This window comes from Amycolatopsis sp. NPDC089917 (genome assembly GCF_040684635.1).
Taxonomy (GTDB): Bacteria; Actinomycetota; Actinomycetes; order Mycobacteriales; family Pseudonocardiaceae; genus Amycolatopsis.
In genome coordinates, this window is sequence record NZ_JBFBGL010000056.1 from 12,642 (window position 1) to 31,111 (window position 18,470).

General features: G+C 68.5%; 16 protein-coding genes. 12 read left to right on the top strand and 4 right to left on the bottom strand.

The window, feature by feature from the left end; all coding sequences use genetic code 11:
* Window positions 1-47: 47 nt before the first annotated feature.
* Genes AB0N89_RS31390 through AB0N89_RS31425 form a run of 8 tightly spaced genes read left to right on the top strand, consistent with a single transcriptional unit; the run spans window position 48 to window position 8,352 of the window.
* Complete coding sequence (locus AB0N89_RS31390; RefSeq protein ID WP_364211945.1) at window positions 48-1,538, top strand: ABC transporter substrate-binding protein; 1,491 nt, start codon at window positions 48-50, stop codon at window positions 1,536-1,538.
* Window positions 1,535-2,479 carry an ABC transporter permease gene (locus AB0N89_RS31395; protein ID WP_364211948.1) on the top strand — a complete coding sequence of 315 codons (945 nt, stop codon included), beginning with the start codon at window positions 1,535-1,537 and terminating at the stop codon, window positions 2,477-2,479. The genes AB0N89_RS31390 and AB0N89_RS31395 overlap by 4 nt, the downstream gene beginning before the upstream one ends.
* The gene (locus AB0N89_RS31400) at window positions 2,479-3,291 is read left to right on the top strand and encodes an ABC transporter permease (RefSeq protein WP_364211951.1); all 813 of its coding nucleotides are present in this window, start codon (window positions 2,479-2,481) and stop codon (window positions 3,289-3,291) included. The genes AB0N89_RS31395 and AB0N89_RS31400 overlap by 1 nt, the downstream gene beginning before the upstream one ends.
* Window positions 3,288-4,025 carry an ABC transporter ATP-binding protein gene (locus tag AB0N89_RS31405; protein ID WP_364211953.1) on the top strand — a complete coding sequence of 246 codons (738 nt, stop codon included), beginning with the start codon at window positions 3,288-3,290 and terminating at the stop codon, window positions 4,023-4,025. The genes AB0N89_RS31400 and AB0N89_RS31405 overlap by 4 nt, the downstream gene beginning before the upstream one ends.
* Window positions 4,022-4,792, top strand: a complete 771-nt coding sequence (locus AB0N89_RS31410; protein ID WP_364211956.1) for an ATP-binding cassette domain-containing protein — start codon at window positions 4,022-4,024, stop codon at window positions 4,790-4,792. The genes AB0N89_RS31405 and AB0N89_RS31410 overlap by 4 nt, the downstream gene beginning before the upstream one ends.
* The gene (locus tag AB0N89_RS31415) at window positions 4,785-6,206 is read left to right on the top strand and encodes an aldehyde dehydrogenase family protein (protein ID WP_364211959.1); all 1,422 of its coding nucleotides are present in this window, start codon (window positions 4,785-4,787) and stop codon (window positions 6,204-6,206) included. Before AB0N89_RS31410 ends, AB0N89_RS31415 begins: the two co-directional genes overlap by 8 nt.
* Window positions 6,203-6,961 carry an SDR family NAD(P)-dependent oxidoreductase gene (locus AB0N89_RS31420; protein ID WP_364211962.1) on the top strand — a complete coding sequence of 253 codons (759 nt, stop codon included), beginning with the start codon at window positions 6,203-6,205 and terminating at the stop codon, window positions 6,959-6,961. The genes AB0N89_RS31415 and AB0N89_RS31420 overlap by 4 nt, the downstream gene beginning before the upstream one ends.
* Before the next feature lie 11 nt (window positions 6,962-6,972).
* Entirely contained in the window at window positions 6,973-8,352 is a 1,380-nt protein-coding gene (locus AB0N89_RS31425; RefSeq protein WP_364211965.1) for an amidase, read from the top strand.
* A gap of 15 nt (window positions 8,353-8,367) precedes the next feature.
* On the opposite strand, the gene AB0N89_RS31430 is transcribed toward AB0N89_RS31425, so the two are convergent.
* The 4 genes from AB0N89_RS31430 to AB0N89_RS31445 all read right to left on the bottom strand — a co-directional run bounded on the left by AB0N89_RS31430 (window position 8,368) and on the right by AB0N89_RS31445 (window position 12,157).
* On the bottom strand, window positions 8,368-9,030 hold the full coding sequence (locus AB0N89_RS31430; protein WP_364211968.1) for a DUF4276 family protein: 663 nt from the start codon (window positions 9,028-9,030) through the stop codon (window positions 8,368-8,370).
* On the bottom strand, window positions 9,023-10,150 hold the full coding sequence (locus AB0N89_RS31435; RefSeq protein WP_364211971.1) for an AAA family ATPase: 1,128 nt from the start codon (window positions 10,148-10,150) through the stop codon (window positions 9,023-9,025). Before AB0N89_RS31435 ends, AB0N89_RS31430 begins: the two co-directional genes overlap by 8 nt.
* 85 nt (window positions 10,151-10,235) lie before the next feature.
* The gene (locus AB0N89_RS31440) at window positions 10,236-11,090 is read right to left on the bottom strand and encodes a CoA ester lyase (RefSeq protein WP_364211974.1); all 855 of its coding nucleotides are present in this window, start codon (window positions 11,088-11,090) and stop codon (window positions 10,236-10,238) included.
* Entirely contained in the window at window positions 11,087-12,157 is a 1,071-nt protein-coding gene (locus AB0N89_RS31445) for a CoA ester lyase (protein WP_364211977.1), read from the bottom strand. The genes AB0N89_RS31440 and AB0N89_RS31445 overlap by 4 nt, the downstream gene beginning before the upstream one ends.
* A 118-nt stretch (window positions 12,158-12,275) precedes the next feature.
* On the opposite strand from AB0N89_RS31445, the gene AB0N89_RS31450 reads away from it, so the two are divergent.
* The 4 genes from AB0N89_RS31450 (at window position 12,276) to AB0N89_RS31465 (ending at window position 18,461) form a co-directional block, all read left to right on the top strand.
* Window positions 12,276-14,513, top strand: a complete 2,238-nt coding sequence (locus AB0N89_RS31450) for a protein kinase (protein ID WP_364211979.1) — start codon at window positions 12,276-12,278, stop codon at window positions 14,511-14,513.
* Window positions 14,504-16,789 (top strand): serine/threonine-protein kinase, encoded by a 2,286-nt coding sequence (locus AB0N89_RS31455; protein ID WP_364211982.1) that lies wholly within the window; start codon window positions 14,504-14,506, stop codon window positions 16,787-16,789. The genes AB0N89_RS31450 and AB0N89_RS31455 overlap by 10 nt, the downstream gene beginning before the upstream one ends.
* Before the next feature lie 351 nt (window positions 16,790-17,140).
* On the top strand, window positions 17,141-17,791 hold the full coding sequence (locus AB0N89_RS31460) for a hypothetical protein (RefSeq protein WP_364211985.1): 651 nt from the start codon (window positions 17,141-17,143) through the stop codon (window positions 17,789-17,791).
* 19 nt (window positions 17,792-17,810) lie between these two features.
* Window positions 17,811-18,461, top strand: a complete 651-nt coding sequence (locus tag AB0N89_RS31465) for an NAD(P)H-binding protein (protein WP_364211988.1) — start codon at window positions 17,811-17,813, stop codon at window positions 18,459-18,461.
* Window positions 18,462-18,470: the final 9 nt, after the last annotated feature.

Below are 18,470 nucleotides of genomic sequence, written 5' to 3' on the forward strand. Positions count from 1 at the left end.
TCTCGTCTGGTTTACTGGTCAGACCAGTCTACCGGTCAGGGGGCAGGATGAAAGCCCGGATCCAAGCGGCGACAGTGGCGTTGCTGCTGGTGACGTCCGGCTGCTCCGCCGGTTCGAGCGCCACGGTCGCCAAGGATCCCGGCACTCTCGCAATCGGCTACACCGCCGAGCCCGCGAACTTCGACTTCACCCGCACCGATGGCGCCGCCATCCCGCAAGCCTTGCTCTACAACGTCTACGAGGGTCTGGTGAAACTCGACGCGGACGCGAAGATCGTGCCGCTGCTGGCCGAATCGTGGACGGTCTCCCCGGACGGCAAGACCTACGACTTCAAGCTCCGCGAGAACGCGAAGTTCTCCAACGGCGCGCCGTTCACCGCCGAGGACGTCAAGTTCTCCCTGATGCGGGTGAAAACCGACTGGACCGTGTCGATCAAGTCCACCATGGACGTCGTCGACAGGGTCGACGTCGTCGCTCCGGATCACGCGCGGGTCGTGCTCACGAAACCCAGCAACGGCTGGCTGTTCAGCCTCACCAGCAGGCTCGGCGCGATGTTCAGCCCCACCGGGGTCGCGGATCTGGCGAACAAACCGGTCGGCACCGGGCCGTACACGGTGTCCTCGCGGCGGCGCGGCGATTCCATCGTGCTCAAGCGGAATCCCGATTACTGGGGCACGCGACCGGCGTACTCCACGGTGGTCCTCAAGTACATCAAGGATCCGACGGCGCTCAACAACGCCTTGCTCAGCAACGGGATCGACGTCATCTCCGCGATCACCGTGCCGGATTCGATCCCGCAGTTCCAGAGCGACGACCGGTTCACCGTCGTCGAAGGCACGACGAACAGCGAGGTCACGCTCGCGTTCAACAACGCCCGCGCGCCGCTGAACGACGTCCGCGTGCGGCGCGCGCTGTCGTACGCCATCGACCGGAAGGCGTTGCTGGACACGGCCTGGGCCGGTCGCGGCACGCTCATCGGCAGCATGGTCCCGCCGACGGATCCCTGGTACGAGGATCTCTCGAAGGCGTATTCGTTCGATCCCGCGAAGGCGAAAGCGCTGCTCGCCGAGGCCGGGCAGCCGAATCCCTCGCTGCGGCTGCGGATCCCGAACCTGCCGTACGCCGTTTCGGCCGCGCAGGTGGTGTCTTCGCAGCTGGCGGACGTCGGGGTCACCGTGACGATCGAGCCGCTGGACTTCCCGGCGGTGTGGCTCAAGCAGGTCTTCACCGACCACGACTACGACCTCTCGATCATCCAGCACGTCGAGGCGCGCGACATCGTCACCTTCGGCAAGCCCAAGTACTACTGGGGCTACGACGGCAAGGACGTCCAGAAGGAGCTGGCGAAGGCCGACGCCGGAACGTCCCAGGAGCAGGTCGACGCGATGCGCCAGGTTGCGCGGCGGTTGTCCGAGGACGCGGCCGCGGACTGGCTTTTCCTGTTCCCCAACGTGATCGTGGCGAAGAACAAGGTGACCGGGTTCGTCCGCAACCAGGTCAGCGAGTCCTTCGACCTCACGGGATTGGCGCCGCGATGACGGTGAAAGTCGTGCGACGTGTCGCGATCCTGGTGGCCAGTGTGCTGGCCGCGTCCATCGTGGTGTTCCTGTTCATGGCCGTGCTGCCGGGTGATCCGGCGCAGGTCGCGCTGGGCGTCAACGCGACGCCGGACCTGGTCGCGAAGACCCGCGCCGAATTCGGCGTCGACCGCCCGTTGGCGACGCAGTACTTCGACTGGATCGGCGGTGTCCTGCACGGCGACTTCGGCCGCTCGTACGTCACCCGCGAGGAGATCGGACCGGCGCTGACCGACCGGCTCGGGGTCACGTTGTGGCTGGTCGGGGCCGGGATGCTGGTGGCGTTGCTGATCGCCGTCCCGGCGGGCACGTTCGCCGCGGTGCGGCACCGGAAGGCCGACGGCACCGCGGTTTCCGGGCTGTCGCAGATCGGCGTCGCGATCCCCGCGTTCCTCGCCGGCATCATCCTCGTGCAGATCTTCGCGGTGCAGCTGCGCTGGCTGCCCTCCGGTGGCTGGACGCCGCCGGTGCAGGATCCCGGCGAATTCCTCCGCGGTCTGGTGCTGCCCGCGTTGTCGCTGGGGCTCGTGCAAGGCGCGGTGCTCACGCGCTATGTGCGGTCCGCCGTGCTCGACACGCTCGGGCAGGACTACCTGCGCACCGCGCGTTCCAAAGGACTCCGGCCGTTCCAAGCGCTGTTCCGCCATGGCCTTCGCAACGCCTCCGTGCCGGTGGTGACGGTGCTCGGCCTGCAGTTGTCGACGCTGCTGATCGGCGCGGTCGTCGTCGAGCGCGTGTTCGTGCTCCCGGGGCTGGGCAGCATGCTGCTGGACTCGGTGGCCTCGCGGGATCTGTTGTCCGTGCAGGGGATCGTGCTGGTCTTGGTGGTCGGCGTGCTGCTGGTGAACTTCGTGGTCGACGTCCTGTACACGGTGCTCGACCCGAGATTGCGGGGTTCCTGATGCGCAATCGCAGTCTCGTGATCGGCGGCGTGCTGGTCGCGCTGATCGTGCTCGCCGCGCTGCTTTCGTTCGTGTGGACGCCGTTCGACCCGGTGAAGGTCGACGCGCCGAACCGGCTGCACGAGTTCAGCGGCTCGAACCCGCTCGGCACCGACAGCTTCGGCCGTGACGTGCTCAGCCAGATCATGGTCGGCGCGCGGACGACGCTGTACGTCGGCGTGGTCGCGGTCGGCATCGCCGCGGTGATCGGGACGCCGCTGGGCATCCTCGCCGGGATGTCTTCGCGGTGGCTCGGCGAGTTCGTCATGCGTGTCAACGATCTCGTGCTCGCGTTCCCCGCGCTGCTGCTGGCGATCATGTTCGGCGCGGTGTTCGGGGCCGACACGCTGACCGCGATGGTGGCGATCGGCATCGCGACCATCCCGTCGTTCGCGCGGATCGCGCGGTCGGGGACGCTGCAGGTGATGAGCAGCGAGTTCGTGCTGGCCGCGCGGTCGGCCGGTCGCTCGCGGCTGAACATCGCGGCGCGGCACGTGCTGCCGAACATCTCCGGGCTGCTGATCGTGCAGGCGTCCGTGTCGTTCGCGATCGCCGTGCTCGCGGAAGCGGCGTTGTCATTCCTCGGGTTCGGCACGCGGCCGCCGACGCCGTCGTGGGGCCGGATGCTGCAGGAATCCCAGGTGTTCCTGACCCTGCACCCGCGGCTCGCGCTCGTGCCCGGTGTCGCGATCGCCATCGCGGTCCTCGGATTCAACCTGCTCGGTGACGGCCTTCGCGATCGTCTCGACCCGCGATTGGCGGCGCGGCTATGACCCTCGAAGTCCACGACCTCGCGATCGGCGGCCTGGTCCGCGGCGTCTCGTTCGACATCGCCCGAGGTGAGCGCGTCGGCTTGATCGGCGAGTCGGGTTCAGGGAAGTCGCTGACGGCGTTGTCGATCATGGGGCTGCTGCCCGACGAGCTCGCCGCGTCCGGCTCGGTGAAACTCGACGGCCGCGAGTTGCTGGGCGCTCCTGAGAAAGAACTGTCGCGGTTGCGCGGCAACGACCTGTCGATGGTGTTCCAGGAGCCGATGACCGCGCTGAACCCGGCGATGCGGGTCGGCGCGCAGGTGGCCGAACCGATGCGGATCCACCGAAACGTCAGGAAGGATCCCGAGGCTTTGCTGGCTTCCGTCGGACTGCCGGGGGTCGCTCGCGCGTATCCGCATCAGCTGTCCGGCGGGCAGCGGCAACGCGTCGTCCTCGCGATCGCGCTGGCCAACGACCCGAAGCTGCTGATCTGCGACGAACCGACGACCGCTTTGGACGTCACCGTGCAGGCGCAGATCCTGGAACTGATCCTCGACGGCGTCCGCGAACGGGAGAGCGCGCTGCTGTTCATCACGCACGATCTCGCGGTCGTGGCGTCGGTGTGCGAGCGCGTGCTGGTGATGCTGGACGGCGAGATCGTCGAAGCCGGCACCACTCGCGACGTTCTCACCGCGCCGCAGCACGAGTACACGAAGAAGCTTTTGGCCGCTTCGGATCTGGAGGCGAGCCGATGATGATCTCGGTGCGGGACCTCGAACGCCGCTACACACGCCGTGACGTGCACGCGCTGCGCGGGGTGTCGTTCGACGTCGAAGCAGGTCAGCGCTTCGGGATCGTCGGCGAGTCCGGTTCGGGAAAGTCCACTTTGGTCAGATTGCTGGCCGCGCTGGACAAGCCGACGGTGGGCAGCGTCTCGTTCCAGGGCAAACGCGTCGACACGCTTCCGGAGCGGAAACTCGGCTTCCTGCGGTCGGAACTCCAGATCGTCTTCCAGGATCCGATGGGTTCGCTCGATCCGCGGATGCGAGTGCGCGACATCATCTCCGAACCGTTGGGACGCCGGGATCCGGCACGGGTCGCGGAGCTGCTGGAGGCGGTCGGCCTGCCCGCCGACGCCGCCGGCCGCTACCCGCACCAGTTCTCCGGCGGGCAGCGGCAGCGCGTCTCGATCGCGCGGGCGCTCGCGCCGAACCCGAGCGTCCTCATCGCGGACGAGCCGGTGAGCGCGCTCGACGTCTCGGTGCGCAAACAGATCCTCGACCTGCTCGCGTCGCTGGTCGAGCTGTACTCACTGACGCTGATCTTCGTCTCGCACGACCTCGGCGTGGTGCGGCACGTGTGCGACCGGGTCGCGGTGATGAGGCGCGGGGAGATCGTCGAGATCGGCGACGTCGACCAGGTCTACGACGCGCCGGAGCACGACTACACCAGGCAGTTGCTGGCGGCCGCGCCGAATCTGCGGGCCGAGCTGGCGCGGTTGAGGGGAGGGGACGATGGCTGACTATCCCGAGGGATTGCCGATCGGCGACGGCTGGGTGTCCACTGTAGACATCGAACCGGTCGTGTTCCCTTATGACGGGAGCGAGATCGGCCGGGCGCCGGTCGGGACGCCGGAGCTGGCCACGCGCGCGATCGACGAGGCCGTCGCGGTGTTCAAGCAGGTCGCGGCCCTGCCGTCGCGCACCCGGCGTTCGCTGTTGAACGACGTCGCCGCCGCCCTGGAAGCGCGCCGCTCCGAATTCGAGCGGCTTCTGGTCCTCGAAACCGGGAAGCCGCTGGTCGACTGCCGGGTCGAGGTCGCCCGCACGATCGTCACCTGGCAGGCCGCCGCCGAGGAGGTCTCGCGGCTGCACGGCGAGACCGTGCCGCTCGATCTGCTGCCCTCCGGCGACGGGCTGGTCGGATTCTGGAAACGCAAGCCGATCGGCGTCGTGGTCGGGATCGCCGGATTCAACTATCCGCTGCTGCTGGCGTCGCACAAGATCGCGCCCGCCATCGCGGCGGGCTGCCCGGTGGTGGTGAAACCCGCGCCGCAGACGCCGCTGGCGACGCTGTGGCTGGTGCATCTCGTGCGCTCGCTGACGGAGGTGCCCGCGATGGTCCAGCTGGTCACCGGGGACGCGGCCGTCGGCTCCGCGCTGGTCACGGACCGGCGTGTCGGCGCGGTGTCGTTCACCGGATCCGCGCTGGTCGGGCACCGGATCGCCCGTGACGCCGCGCCCACGAAGACGTTGCTGGAGCTGGGGTCCAACGCCGCTTTGGTGGTCGCGGAGGACGCGGATCTCGACGCCGCCGCGGACGCCGTGCTGCGCGGCGGGTTCTACGCGTCCGGACAGGCCTGCATTTCGGTGCAGCGAGTGCTGGTCGTGGACGCCGTCGCCGAGGAATTCAGCGAACGGGTGCTCGCGCGGCTCGGCGAGGTCGTCACGGGTGATCCGCGGGATGAGAAGACGCGCGTCTCGGCGCTGATCGATCCGGGATCGACCCGGCGTGTTCAGGACTGGGTCGGCAAAGCGACGTCCGCCGGCGCGCGGCTGGCCGGCGGCGGTGTCGACGGCACGGTGATCCGGCCGACCGTGCTGCTCGACGTGCCCGACGGCCTCGAATGCTGGGACGAGGAAATCTTCGGCCCGGTCGTCTGCGTCCGTCGTGTGTCCTCTGTGGACGAAGCGTTTGACCAGGTCAACGCGTCACGCTACGGGCTGCACGCTTCGGTGTTCAGTACGTCCTTGAAGACGGCTTTCCGCGCGCTCGACGAGCTGGAGGTCGGCGGCGTGGTGGTCAACGAGGTGCCCGGTTTCCGGTCCGACACCATGCCGTACGGCGGCGTGAAGGACTCCGGGATCGGGCGGGAAGGGCCACGATTCGCGGTCGAGGAACTGACCGTGACGAGGATGGCGGTGCTGCGACCGTGAGTTACGAGAACCTGTTCCGGCTGGACGGCAAGCGGGCCGTCGTCCTCGGCGGCGGCAGCGGAATCGGCCGCGAATCGGCGAAAGCCCTGGCCGCGCACGGTGCCGAAGTGATCGTCGCGGACCGCGACGTCGCCGCGGCCAAGGAGACCGGCGCCGGGGAGGCGTACGAGATCGACCTGCTCTCGGAGGGCGCGGCGGCGCGAGCGGCGGAGGAGCTCGGTGAGATCGACGTCGTCGTGCTGACCGCCGCGACCAACGTGCGCAAACGGCTGCTGGAGTACTCGCGCGAGGAATTCGACCGGGTGATCGCGCTGAACCTCGGCGCGACGTTCGAGGTCGTCCGCGCGTTCGGCGCCGGGATGGTCGAGCGCGGACGGGGGAGCATCGTCGGGTTCTCGTCGATCCGCGGCACCACTGTCGAGCCGGGGCAAGGACCGTACGCGGCGACGAAAGCCGGTCTGGTGCAGCTGTTCCGCACGGCCGCGGCGGAGTTCGGCCCGGCCGGGGTGCGGGTCAACGCGATCGCGCCCGGCGTCGTCGAGACCCCGCTCACCGCGCAGATCAAAGCGAATCCGGACTGGTACGAGGCCTACGCGACCAAGGGCGCGCTCGGTCGCTGGGCGCGTCCGGACGAACTCGCCGGTGCCGTCGTCTACCTGGCCTCGGACGCGTCGTCGTTCGTGACCGGCTCCGTGCTGGCGGTGGACGGCGGCTGGACCGCGGTCGACGGCCGCTTCGAACCACCCGCGACGTAAGGAGGCCCGCTGTGCCGGAGTTGCCCGATCTGACCGCTGTCGAACTGGTCGCCCAGTACCGTGCCGGGACGTTGTCGCCGGTCGAGGTCACCGACGCGGTCCTCGCCCGCGTCGAAGCGCGCGAACCCGAACTGCACGCGCTCTACGCGTACGACCCGAGTGGCGCGCGCGAAGACGCGAAGGCGTCCGAAAGCCGTTGGCACGCGAGGGAACCGCTCGGCCCGATCGACGGCGTTCCCTTGACTCTCAAGGAGAACATCGCGACCCGGGGCACGCCGGTCCCGCTCGGCACGGCCGCCACCTCGCTGGAAGCCGCGTCCGAAGACGCACCGGCGGGCGCTCGCGTGCGCGAGTCCTGCGGTGTCCTGCTGGGCAAGACGACCATGCCGGACTACGGGATGCTGACGTCCGGGCTGTCGAGTTTCCACACCGCGTCGCGGAATCCGTGGGACACCACGCGTACGCCGGGCGGCTCCAGCGCGGGTGCCGGTTCGGCGGCCGCCGCCGGGTACGGCCCGCTGCACGTCGGCACCGACATCGGCGGCTCGATCCGGCTGCCCGCCGGCTGGTGCGGCCTGGTCGGGCTGAAACCGAGTTTCGGCCGGGTGCCGGTGGATCCGCCGTTCCTCGGCCGCGTCGCCGGGCCGATGACGCGGACCGTCGCCGACACCGCGCTGCTGATGAGCGTTCTGTCCGGTGTGGACGGTCGCGACCACCTTTCGCTGCCGCCGTCGGCGCTCGACTGGACTGCGCTGTCCGGCGAGGTCAAGGGCCTGCGGATCGGGCTGCACCTTGATCCCGGCGTCGGCCTTCCTGTGCTGCCGGAGACGATCGCCGCTGTCACCGAAGCCGCACGTGTCTTCGAGGCGGCCGGTGCTGTCGTCGAGTCGGTTTCGCCTTTCCTGCGCCGCGAAATGCTCGACGGGCTCGACACCTTCTGGCGCGTCCGCGCCTGGTCGGACATGGCGGCGCTGCCCGAAGACCGCCGCGCGAAGGTCCTGCCGTACATCGCCGACTGGGCCGCCGGCGGCGCCGACGTCAGCGGTGTCGACGCCTATCGCGGTTTCGCGCAGATCGACGCCATCGCCGTCGCCACCCTGCGCGAGACCGAACGGTTCGACGTCGTCCTGTCGCCGACCTGCCCGGTCTCGGCCCCGCCCGCCGACTGGCCCTCGCCGACCAACGACCCGCGCCGCCCGTTCGAGCACATCGCGTTCACCGTGCCGTACAACATGTCCGGCCAGCCCGCGGTCTCGATCAACTGCGGCCACACGAGCGACGACCAGCCCATCGGCCTCCAAATCAGCGGCCGCCGCTTCGCCGACCTGGACGTCCTTCGCGCCGCAGCCGCCTACGAAACCCTTCGCCCCACCCCGCGCCCCTGGCCCTGACCCGGGCATTTCGCGTCAAACCCTGGAGCCGAGTTCGTCCAGCCAGGCCGAGAAGTGTGGACATTGGGCTCGGAGGCCGTCGATGCCCAGGTCCGCGATCGCCAGTGGCCCTTCGAGTGTCTTCACATAGCCGGGGCAATACCTGGCGAGACGCTTCGAAGGTGCGTTCTTCGGATCGTCATTGACGAGTTCTGGTCCACCGGCTTCGGCGCAGTCCTGTTTGATCCGGTCGGCGACATCGGGTTCGTCGCGAAGGAGAGCGAGCTGGTCACCGGCGGCGAACACCCAGGACTCCAGTTCGTGCTGGACGAGATGCGGGACGAATCGGCGGTCACCGACAGCCGCTCGCATCGCTTCCTCGACATGCGTGACCTTGGTCGTGGCCGGACCGGACGGTCTCGTCGCCATGCCTGGCGCGTCAGGAGGGAACCCGTAATAGTCGAACAGCGTCGTCAGAACGGTGAGACGTGGGCTGGCGAGCAGTTCCTTGATCTCCTTGTGCAGTTTCGGCCAGGACGTGACACCGCCGCGGTAAGTCACGGACGAGGTGTGCGTACGGACCGTCGAATAGGTGACGAGCCAGCCTTGGTGGCGGAAATGACGGGAGAGCAGATCCCGGACGACCGTTGCCTCGGTCTGGCCTTCCACCAGCAGATGGAGGCGTCTCGGCTCAGGCATCGAGAACGCTGCCTGTCGATCCCGGCTGACCGCCGATGATGTTCTTCTCCCAAAGTTCGCCGAGCGAGTACTCGTCGAGCCAGCTCTCCAGCGCCGCCTTGTTCGGCCGGATGAAGACCGAGTTCCCGTCCCGCTGTTCGACGACGATCAAGTCCTCGGCGGAGAACTGGTTCATCAAGGTCACCGACTGAGTCGCTATGAGGACCTGACTGCGGGTCGAGGCGGATCGCAGCATGTCGGCCAACTGGACGATGGCCATCGGGTGCAGGCCAAGTTCCGGTTCGTCGAGCACCACCAGCGCGGGCAGTTCCGGTTGCAGCAAGAGGGTGGCGAGGCAGACGAAACGCAGCGTCCCGTCGGACATCTGATTCGCGGAGAAAATGGTTTCGGAATTTTGCCGCTGCCAGCGGAGGAGGATGCGGTCGGTGCTGTCCGGCTGGAGGACGAAGTCGCGGAAGAACGGCGCGACCAGCCGGATCGCGCCGACGATCCGGCGATACGCGACCTTGTCCGCCCGGGCTTCACTGTCTCGTAGTCGCAAGAGAACCGCTGCGATGTTCCCCGCGTCCGCCCGCAGCGCGAGATCGTCCGCGGTCGGGGTCAGCCGTTTCACCGGCGCGTCGAAGCTGGTGTCGTGGAAGTGATAGACGCGGCAGCCTTGGAGTAACTCGGTGATGTGTGAAGCCACCGACTTCGGACCGCGCTCCTCGACGACGTCGTTGAGGCGGCTCTCCCGATGCCCGCGGCCGATCGATTTCGTCCACGGCTGGTCATGGCCGGGGCCATGGTACGAAATCACTTCTTCGTCGAAGATCAGTTCTTCCCCGGGTGCCGCCGCGAGATGTGCTTGGTAGCTGTTGGGTGGGGCTTCCAGTTTGAAGCTGATCCGCAGGGTGTCGACGGCGTCGTTGAGGAGCGCGGACGCACCGCCATTGCGTCCCACGAACAGGTTCAGCAGGTCTTCGCTGATCCAGCCCAACAGCTCGAAGGACTGGACGAAGTTGCTCTTGCCCGCGCCGTTCGCGCCGATCAGCACATTCATCGCGCCCAGTTCGACGCGCGCCGAACGGATCGAGGTGAAGCCCTCGATCTCGATCGACGTTAGACGCTGCCGGGTCATGCGTACAGCTTAGGCAAGCGTCCATATGAGTTGACACCTTGCGGTCCTCGCATACGCAAATAGTGCATTCAGAGGACGAAACGCGTCAGTTGGCGACCGCGTCGGCCAGCGCCAGGATCCGCCGCGCGTTCTCCACGTGCAGGTTCTCGATCATCCGCCCGTCCACGGTCACGACGCCCTGACCGGCCGCCTGCGCCTCTTCGAACGCCGAGATGATCTTGCGCGACCGTGCGATCTCCTCCTCCGAGGGCGCGAAGATCCGGTTGCACGGCTCCAGCTGCGCCGGGTGGATCAGCGTCTTGCCGTCGAAGCCGAACTGACGTCCCTGCAGGCATTCGGCCTCGAAGCCTTCGAGGTCCTTCACGTCGTTGTAGACGCCGTCGAGGATCGCCTTGCCGGTCGCCCGCGCGGCCAGCAGCGCGAGCGAGAGCCCGCCCAGCAACGGCGCGCGGCCGGGGACGAACTCGGCGTGCAGTTCCTTCGCCAGGTCGTTCGTGCCCATGACCAGCACGGTCAACCGCTCGGACGCCGCGGCGATCTCCTCGGCGTGCAGCATCGCGACCGGGGTTTCGACCATCGCCCAGATCTTCGTGTGGTCCGGCGCGCCACCGAGTTCCAGCGCGCGCTCGATGTTGTGTACTTCGGCGGCGGAGTTCACCTTCGGGACCACGATCGCGGCCGGGCCCGCCTGCGCGGCGGCGCGAAGGTCCGCGTCGTGCCATTCGGTGTCGAGGCCGTTGACGCGGATGGTCACCTCGCGCTTGCCGTACTCCTTCGACGACGCGGCGGCGCAAACGCGTTCACGTGCGGCTTCCTTCGCATCGGGCGCGACGGCGTCCTCAAGGTCGAGGATGAGGCTGTCCGCGTCGAGCGTCTTGGCCTTTTCCAGCGCTCTTTCGTTCGCGCCGGGCATGTAGAGGACGGAACGCCGGGGGTTCATGCGGAAGCCTCCTTGGTGGCCGCGTCGTACGCGGCGGCGAGTTCGGGGTCGTCGGCGGCCAGGGCGTCGGCGAGTTCGGCGACCACCCGGCACTGCTTGACCGAGGCGTCGTCCTGCATCTTGCCGTCGATCATCACCGCACCGGTGCCATCACCCATCGCGGCGATCACGCGCCGCGCCCAGGCCACATCTTCGGGCGCGGGCGAGAACACCTTCTTGGCGATGTCGATCTGCACCGGGTGCAGGCTCCAGGCACCCACGCAGCCGAGCAGGAACGCGTTGCGGAACTGGTCTTCGCAGGCCACGACGTCGCGGATGTCGCCGAACGGCCCGTAGTACGGCAGGATCCCGTTCGCCGCGCAGGCGTCGACCATCCGCGCGACGGTGTAGTGCCAGAGATCCTGCTGATACGTCGTGCGTCCCTCGTTCAGGTCCTCGCCGGTCGGATCCGTGCGCACCAGGTAACCGGGATGCCCGCCACCCACCCGGGTGGTCTTCATCCGGCGGCTCGCCGCGAGGTCCGCCGGGCCGAGCGAGATGCCCTGCATCCGGGGGCTCGCGCCGGCGATCTCCTCGACGTTCGCGACACCGCTGGCGGTTTCCAGGATCGCGTGCACCAGCAGCGGTTTCGTCAGCCCTGCCCGCGCTTCGAGCTGCGCGAGCAGCCTGTCGACGTAGTGGATGTCCTGCGCGCCTTCGACCTTCGGCACCATGATCACGTCGAGTTTGTCGCCGATCTCGGTGACCAGCGTGATCAGGTCGTCGAGCACCCACGGCGAGTCGAGGCTGTTGACACGGGTCCACAGCTGCGTCTTGCCGAAGTCCGTCGCCTTGGCGATGGAGACGAGCCCATTCCGCGCGGCCTCCTTGCGGTCGGCGCGCACGGCGTCCTCGAGGTTGCCGAGCAGGACGTCGACCTTCTTGGCAAGATCCGGGACCTTGGCGGCCATCTTCTCGTTGCTGGGGTCGAAGAAGTGGATCATCCGCGAAGGAGGCACGGGGATCTGGCGGAGCGGTTCCGGCGCCCCCACGGCGAGCGGGGCGAAGAAATCCTTCGGCGAACGCATCGTTCCTCCATCGCAACGGGCTAAGTGACCGACGGGTAACCCTAAACCCGGAAGGCGGGGAACCGCTGCGGCGCAGCTCACCTCCAAGGGGACACGATCGGGAATCGCGGAGGAATCTGTGGACGACTGGACCTTGCCGGGTTTCACCGAGATGGGGTCGCTGGGCGAAGGTGGATTCGGCCGGGTCGTCCTGGCCCGGCACGACGAATCCGCGCAGGTCGTGGCCATCAAATACCTGTACACGAAGTTCGCCGCAAACCCGCAGCGCCTGGCCGAGTTCCGCCATGAGGCCCACGTCCTGAGCCGCGTTTCGGGGCCCCACATCGCCCGTCTGCACCAGTTCGTGGAGACCCCGCAGGGCGCGGCCATCGTCATGGAAGCCGTTCACGGAATCTCCCTGAAAGAGATCCTCGGCCGCCAGGAGAAGCTCGAACCCGAAGCCGCGCTGGCCATCCTCAAGGGCTCGCTGCTCGGCCTCGCCGGCGCGCACGCCGCGGGCACCGTCCACCGCGACTACAAACCGGCCAACGTCCTGGTCACCCGTGAGGGGCAGAGCAAGCTCGTCGACTTCGGCATCGCCGTCCTCGCCGGGCAGACCGGGGTCGCCGCGGGCACGCCCGCGTACATGGCGCCCGAGCAGTGGGCGGGCGGGATCGCCACTCCGGCGACCGACGTCTACGCCGCGACTTGCGTGTTCTTCCAGTGCGTCGCCGGGCACCGGCCGTACGAAGCCGAACAGACCGAAGTGCTGCGCACGCTGCACGAATACGCGCCGATCCCGTTCGGCGAGGTCCCCGAACCGGTCCGCGACCTCATCGCGCGCGGCATGGCGAAGGACGTCGCCCAGCGGCCGTCGGGAGCGGCCGAGTTCGTCGCCGAACTGGAGTCCTCCGCCAGGAAGGCGTACGGCGAGGACTGGGAGCGCAACGGCTGGCACTGGCTCGCCAAGGGCGCCGGTGTCCTGGTCGCGCTGTCCCCGCTGGCCCTGCTCGGAGCCGGGACCGCCGCCGCGCCGGTCGTCGCGGGCGGCGCGGCGGGCGGGGTCGCGGCGACCACCGGCGGCGGGATCGCGGTCGGCCTCAAGGTGACGGCCGCGGTCGCCGCCGTCACCGCCGCGGCCGTCGGCACCGTCGTGGTCATCAACGCCAACAGCGACGACCCGCCGACCACGACGCTCTCCGCGATGAAGGTCGACCTCCTCACCCGCACCGAGAAGTTCGACGGCTTCGACTACAACGGCAAGTACGTCCGGATCAGCGGGCTGAAGGACAAGGCCGCCGAGGACCGCGTCAACAAGGCGCTGATGGCGCCGATCGACGGCTGGCTCGAGAACTTCTGGCCCGACAGCTACCAGCCGCGGCGCGAGCCGGACGGCGACATCCCGCACATGAAGACCGAGGCCGAGATCCTGCGCCAGGACGACAAGCTGGTCTCGGTCGTCTACAAACGCTCGATCGACTCCACCCAGTTCGGCAACCACGGCGGGTTCAGCGTCCGCCCGATCGTCATCGACCTGGCCAAGGGCGAGCAGATCTCCGGCGCGCACCTGTTCGACAACGTCGACGGCACCGCCGCGCGGATGCGGAAGCTCGAAGACCTGATCCTCGACTCGGCGAGGCCGGGCGATTGCCTCGCCGACAAACCGACCTCGCCCGAACACCTCCCGGCGACGGCGTTGTCGGCGCGGTACACCTTCGATTACGACTCCATCCTGCAGGCGGCGCCCACGGCCAACGGCATGCGGTTCTACGTCTACGGCTCCGCGCTCGGCTATCCGCGCGTCTGCGATCCGACCGAGGTCACCACCGAGTACGCCCGCCTCGCCGACCTGCTGAGTCCCTCGGTGTCGAACCTCCTCGGCCTCGCGGGAGGCGGCACGCAGGGCAAACGGACCAAAGAGGACAACGTCGGCGCCTTCACCATCACCACGCCGGAGAAGTGGTGGCTGCTCTCCAGCGCGCCCATCGAGCGCTACCTGGTGACCGCCGACCAGTGCTCGAACGACGGGATGCAGCCGTTCCACTGCGCGGGCGTCGTCTTCAGCGACAACTCGCGCGTCGACGCGGCCACCCCGGCGTATGAACCGGGCAAGCCGTACAACCGGTCCAACGGTCCGCGGCCCTGCCATTCCCTCGGGGCACCGGGCGAGACACAGGGATCACCCATCCTGCAGAAGAAGGAGCTTCGCCCGATCGGAACGAAGAAGGCCGCCTACGAAGAGTGGCGGCTCACGTGCTCCGGCGGCGGCACGGTCACCCAGCGAGTGTGGTTCCTGCCGAAAACACAGCTCGTGATCGTGGACGAATGGAACACTCCAGGCCTCGACAAAATCCTGGAAGAGGCGCGATGGAACTAAACGACGAGTGGAGATTGCCCGGTTTCACCGAGCTGGAGCAGCTCGGCACGGGCACCTTCGGCCGTGTGGTGCTCGCGCGCCAGGACAACACCGGCCACGTCGTCGCCATCAAGTACCTCTTCTCCCGCTTCGCCGCCGAGCCCGCCTATCTCGCCGCGTTCCGCCAGGAGGCGCTGGCGCTGCACCGTGTCACGAGCTCGCACGTCGTGAAGCTGTACGAGTTCTTCGAGACGCCGCAGGGCGCCGCGATCGTCATGGAGGCGATCAACGGTGTCTCGCTCCGTTCGGTGCTTCAGGCCGAAGGCGCTCTCGAACCCGAAGCCGCACTCGCGGTCCTGAAAGGCTCGCTGCTCGGTTTGGCGGCGGCGCACTTCGCGAACGTCGTCCACCGGGACTACAAACCGGCCAACGTCCTCGTCGCCGACACCGGCGAGAGCAAGCTGGTCGACTTCGGCACGGCCGTCCTGGCGGGTGAACGCGGCCCGGCCGTGGGCACCCCCGCGTACATGGCGCCCGAGCAATGGGCCGGCGGAGAAGCCACTCCCGCGACCGACGTCTACGCCGCGACCTGCGTGTTCTTCCAGTGCGTCGCCGGGCACCGGCCGTACGAGGCCGAACAGACCGAAGTGCTGCGCACGCTGCACGAACACGCGCCCATCCCGTTCGGCGAAGTCCCGCAGCCGGTGCACCAGATCGTCGCGATGGGGATGTCGAAGGACCCGTCGAAACGGCCTGTCGACGCGCTCACGTTCGTCGGCGAACTCGAACGCGTCGCCCGCGCGGGGTACGGCGAGGACTGGGAGCGCAAGGGCTGGTCCCGGCTGGCGAAGGCGGCGGGCGTGCTCGTCGCGGCGACGCCGTTGGTCCTGCTCGGCGCCGGTACGGCGGCCGCTCCCGGCGTCGCCGCCGCCGGAACGGGTGCGGTGGCCGCGTCGAGCGGCGGGATCGCGGCCGGGCTGAAGATCGCCGTCGGTGTCGTCGCCGCGACGGCCGCGGTGGTCGGTGGCGTGGTCGTCTTCTCCGACGCGAGCACCCCGCCACCACAGCCGTCGCCGACCACTCAGCAGGCCGTCGCGCTCCAAGTGGCCATGAAGGACCGCTCCGGGACGGTGCCCGGCACCGACCTCCGGTTCCGCGGGCAGTATCCCGAGGTGACCGGCGGACCCGGCCAGGCCTGGTCGAAGCGGGTCAACGACGCGCTGACCGCGCCGATCGACGAGTGGAACCGGGAGACCGGACCGGGCGCGGCGAAGCTGGCCTCCGAACGAGGCGGCGGCCCGTACGTCCTCACTACCAAGGCCGACGTGCGGATGCAGAACGAGAAGTACCTCTCGGTCAGCTACGAACACGGCCTCGACAACGCTCCGCACCCGACGTGGAACTTCGGCCGCTCCTCCGTGCTGATCGACCTCGCGAGCGGCACCGCCGTCGCGCCCGCGGACCTGTTCCGTCCCGGGATGTTCTCCGACCAGGGCATGCTGACGCTCAGCGATCTGCTCTGGCCCGATCACGACCAGGGCTGCGCGCTCACCACCTGGACGCCGATCAAACCGTCCGACCTGGCCGGACCGGGGGAGCGCAAGGTGTTCCCGGCGTTCACCCCCGCCGAAGTCGAGCTCGCGATCAACTTCACCCGGCTCGGTTTCGAGACCGCTTGCGGCGTCCAGACCATGAAGCTTCCCTACGCCAGGCTCTCCGAACTGCTGAAACCCGAACTCGTCGCGGGCCTGACCGGCGGCAAGGCCGTGAAGGGGTCGGCCACCGCCGCCCCGGGCACCGGGACTCCGCCGGGTACCGAGGCCGTGTCGGTCGGCGCGCTGACCCTGCAGCTGCCGAAGGACTGGACCGTGGTCTCGCAGGGACTGGAGAAGGTGCTCGTCGCGCCGGGCTGCCCGGATCCCAAGAAGTACTTCAACTGCAAGTACGTCCTCGTCACGGACAACACCCAGCAGTCCGCCGAACAGCCGCCGTACCGGCCGGGCGGGTTCTACCGGCGCAGCGCGGGCGGCCGGGCCTGTAACGCGGCCGGACGCAAAGACCTCCGCCAAGAGGGTGACGCCGAGCGGACGGCTTCCGCCACCGCACCGGTCGGCGCGGCGACGGCGGCCTACGAGGAGTGGACGATCCAGTGTGTTCCTCGTGGACAGACGGGCGGAAGCGGCGAGACGCGAGTGACCCAGCGGATCTGGTTCGTCGCGGACAGGCAAGTCGTGGTGATGGACGAGTGGCGGACGCCGGGCGTCGAAGATCTCCTCCGCACCGCGACGATCTCGTGAGCTGACCTGCGACGGTCCACAATGGAATGAGTATTCATTGGGCTGAATGGCCTAACGTTTTGCTTCCCTCGCCGCGTCACTGTTCGGTGGCGGAGGGTCCGTACTGGTGACCGTTCGGAGACGAACGGTCACACCACTTACCTCGCTCTCACTCGGTTGGCGGCACGGTCGGACTGAAGTCCGACGACCGCCTACCGACCGGTCACCGATCGCAAGGCGCCGCCGATCGCAGCCACTCGCGTTGTCCGGCGCCGCCGCCTCCCCGCCCTGTTAGACAGTTCATGTGCCGCTTCCACCGAGGTGGCACGGGATGAAGAGCCTTAGGGAAACCAGGTTCGAAGGAGGCGGAACGTGGCGGCTACACCGAACATGGAGAGCTCGACGGTCGCCGGTGGCGCGAAGCGCAGCCGGTCACTGCCGAGCCGGGTGGTGCCGCCGATCGAACTGCCCGCGAGCGTCGGGGAGCTTTCGCGCAAGGCGGCGGCCCTGCTCGGCTGGAACGGCATCGTCTTGCCGGAGACCACCGTGCTCGGCCGCAAGATCTGCGTGGTCGCCCGGCTCCGCACCGACGTGCACGCGGAGCGCATCGCGATGGGCATGGGTCCCGTCGTCGATCGCGCCACCGTCGACACCTGGACATGGCCAGAGCTGGCCGCGACCGCACCCGCGCCGGCCGCCGAGATCATCGGCGTCCTCGCGGTCGCCCGGCACTGGCGCACCGCGATGGCCTCCGCGGTTCCGTTCGCACGCTACGGCGAGGCCGCGATGGTGCTCCCATCGCCAGCCGTATTGACGGAAGACTACGTCGGCAACTGCCTGCCGCGTGCCCGCGCCTACGGGCTCGGCATCGTCACCGCCGACCCCAACGCGGTGGCCGACCTCGACCTCGAGGGCCACAACGAGCGCATGCTCCTCGACGAGGACCCGGTCTCGCGCCTGGTCAACGAGATCGTCTACGACCAGCTGCTGCGCGAGACCGAGCTCCCTGCCGAAGTCGACTGAACCCATTACTGTCGGGTCCATGCGAGTCGTTATTGCGGGTGGACACGGACAGATCGCGCTGAAGCTGGAGAAACTCCTCTCCGCGCGAGGTGATCAAGCGGTGGGGATCGTGCGCAATCCCGATCACGTCGCCGATCTCGAAGCGGCGGGCGCGGAAGCCGCCGTCCTCGATCTGGAAAAGTCCGATGTGGACGCCGTCGCCAAGGTGCTCGACGGTGCCGACGCCGCCGTTTTCGCGGCGGGCGCCGGCCCCGGCAGCGGCACGGCCCGCAAGGACACCGTGGACAGGGCCGCCGCGGAACTCTTCGCGGCGGCGTCGGAACAGGCGGGCGTCCGGCGGCACATCCAGGTCGGATCCATGGGTGCCGACAAATGGGAGACCGCGGACGTCTCGGACGAGTTCCGGATCTACCTCAAAGCCAAGAAAGCGGCCGAGGACGATCTGCGCGCCCGCGATCTCGACTGGACGATCCTGCGGCCGGGTCAGCTGACCGACGACGAAGGCACCGGCGAGATCCTGATCGCCGAATCCACCGGACGCGGACCCATTCCCCGCCAGGACGTCGCCGCTGTCCTCGTCGCCTTGCTCGACACCCCGTCGACGGCAGGCCGCGTCCTCGAAGCGATCTCGGGTGATACTGCTATCTCTCAGGCCGTTTCCGCTCTGTGAAATCCCCGC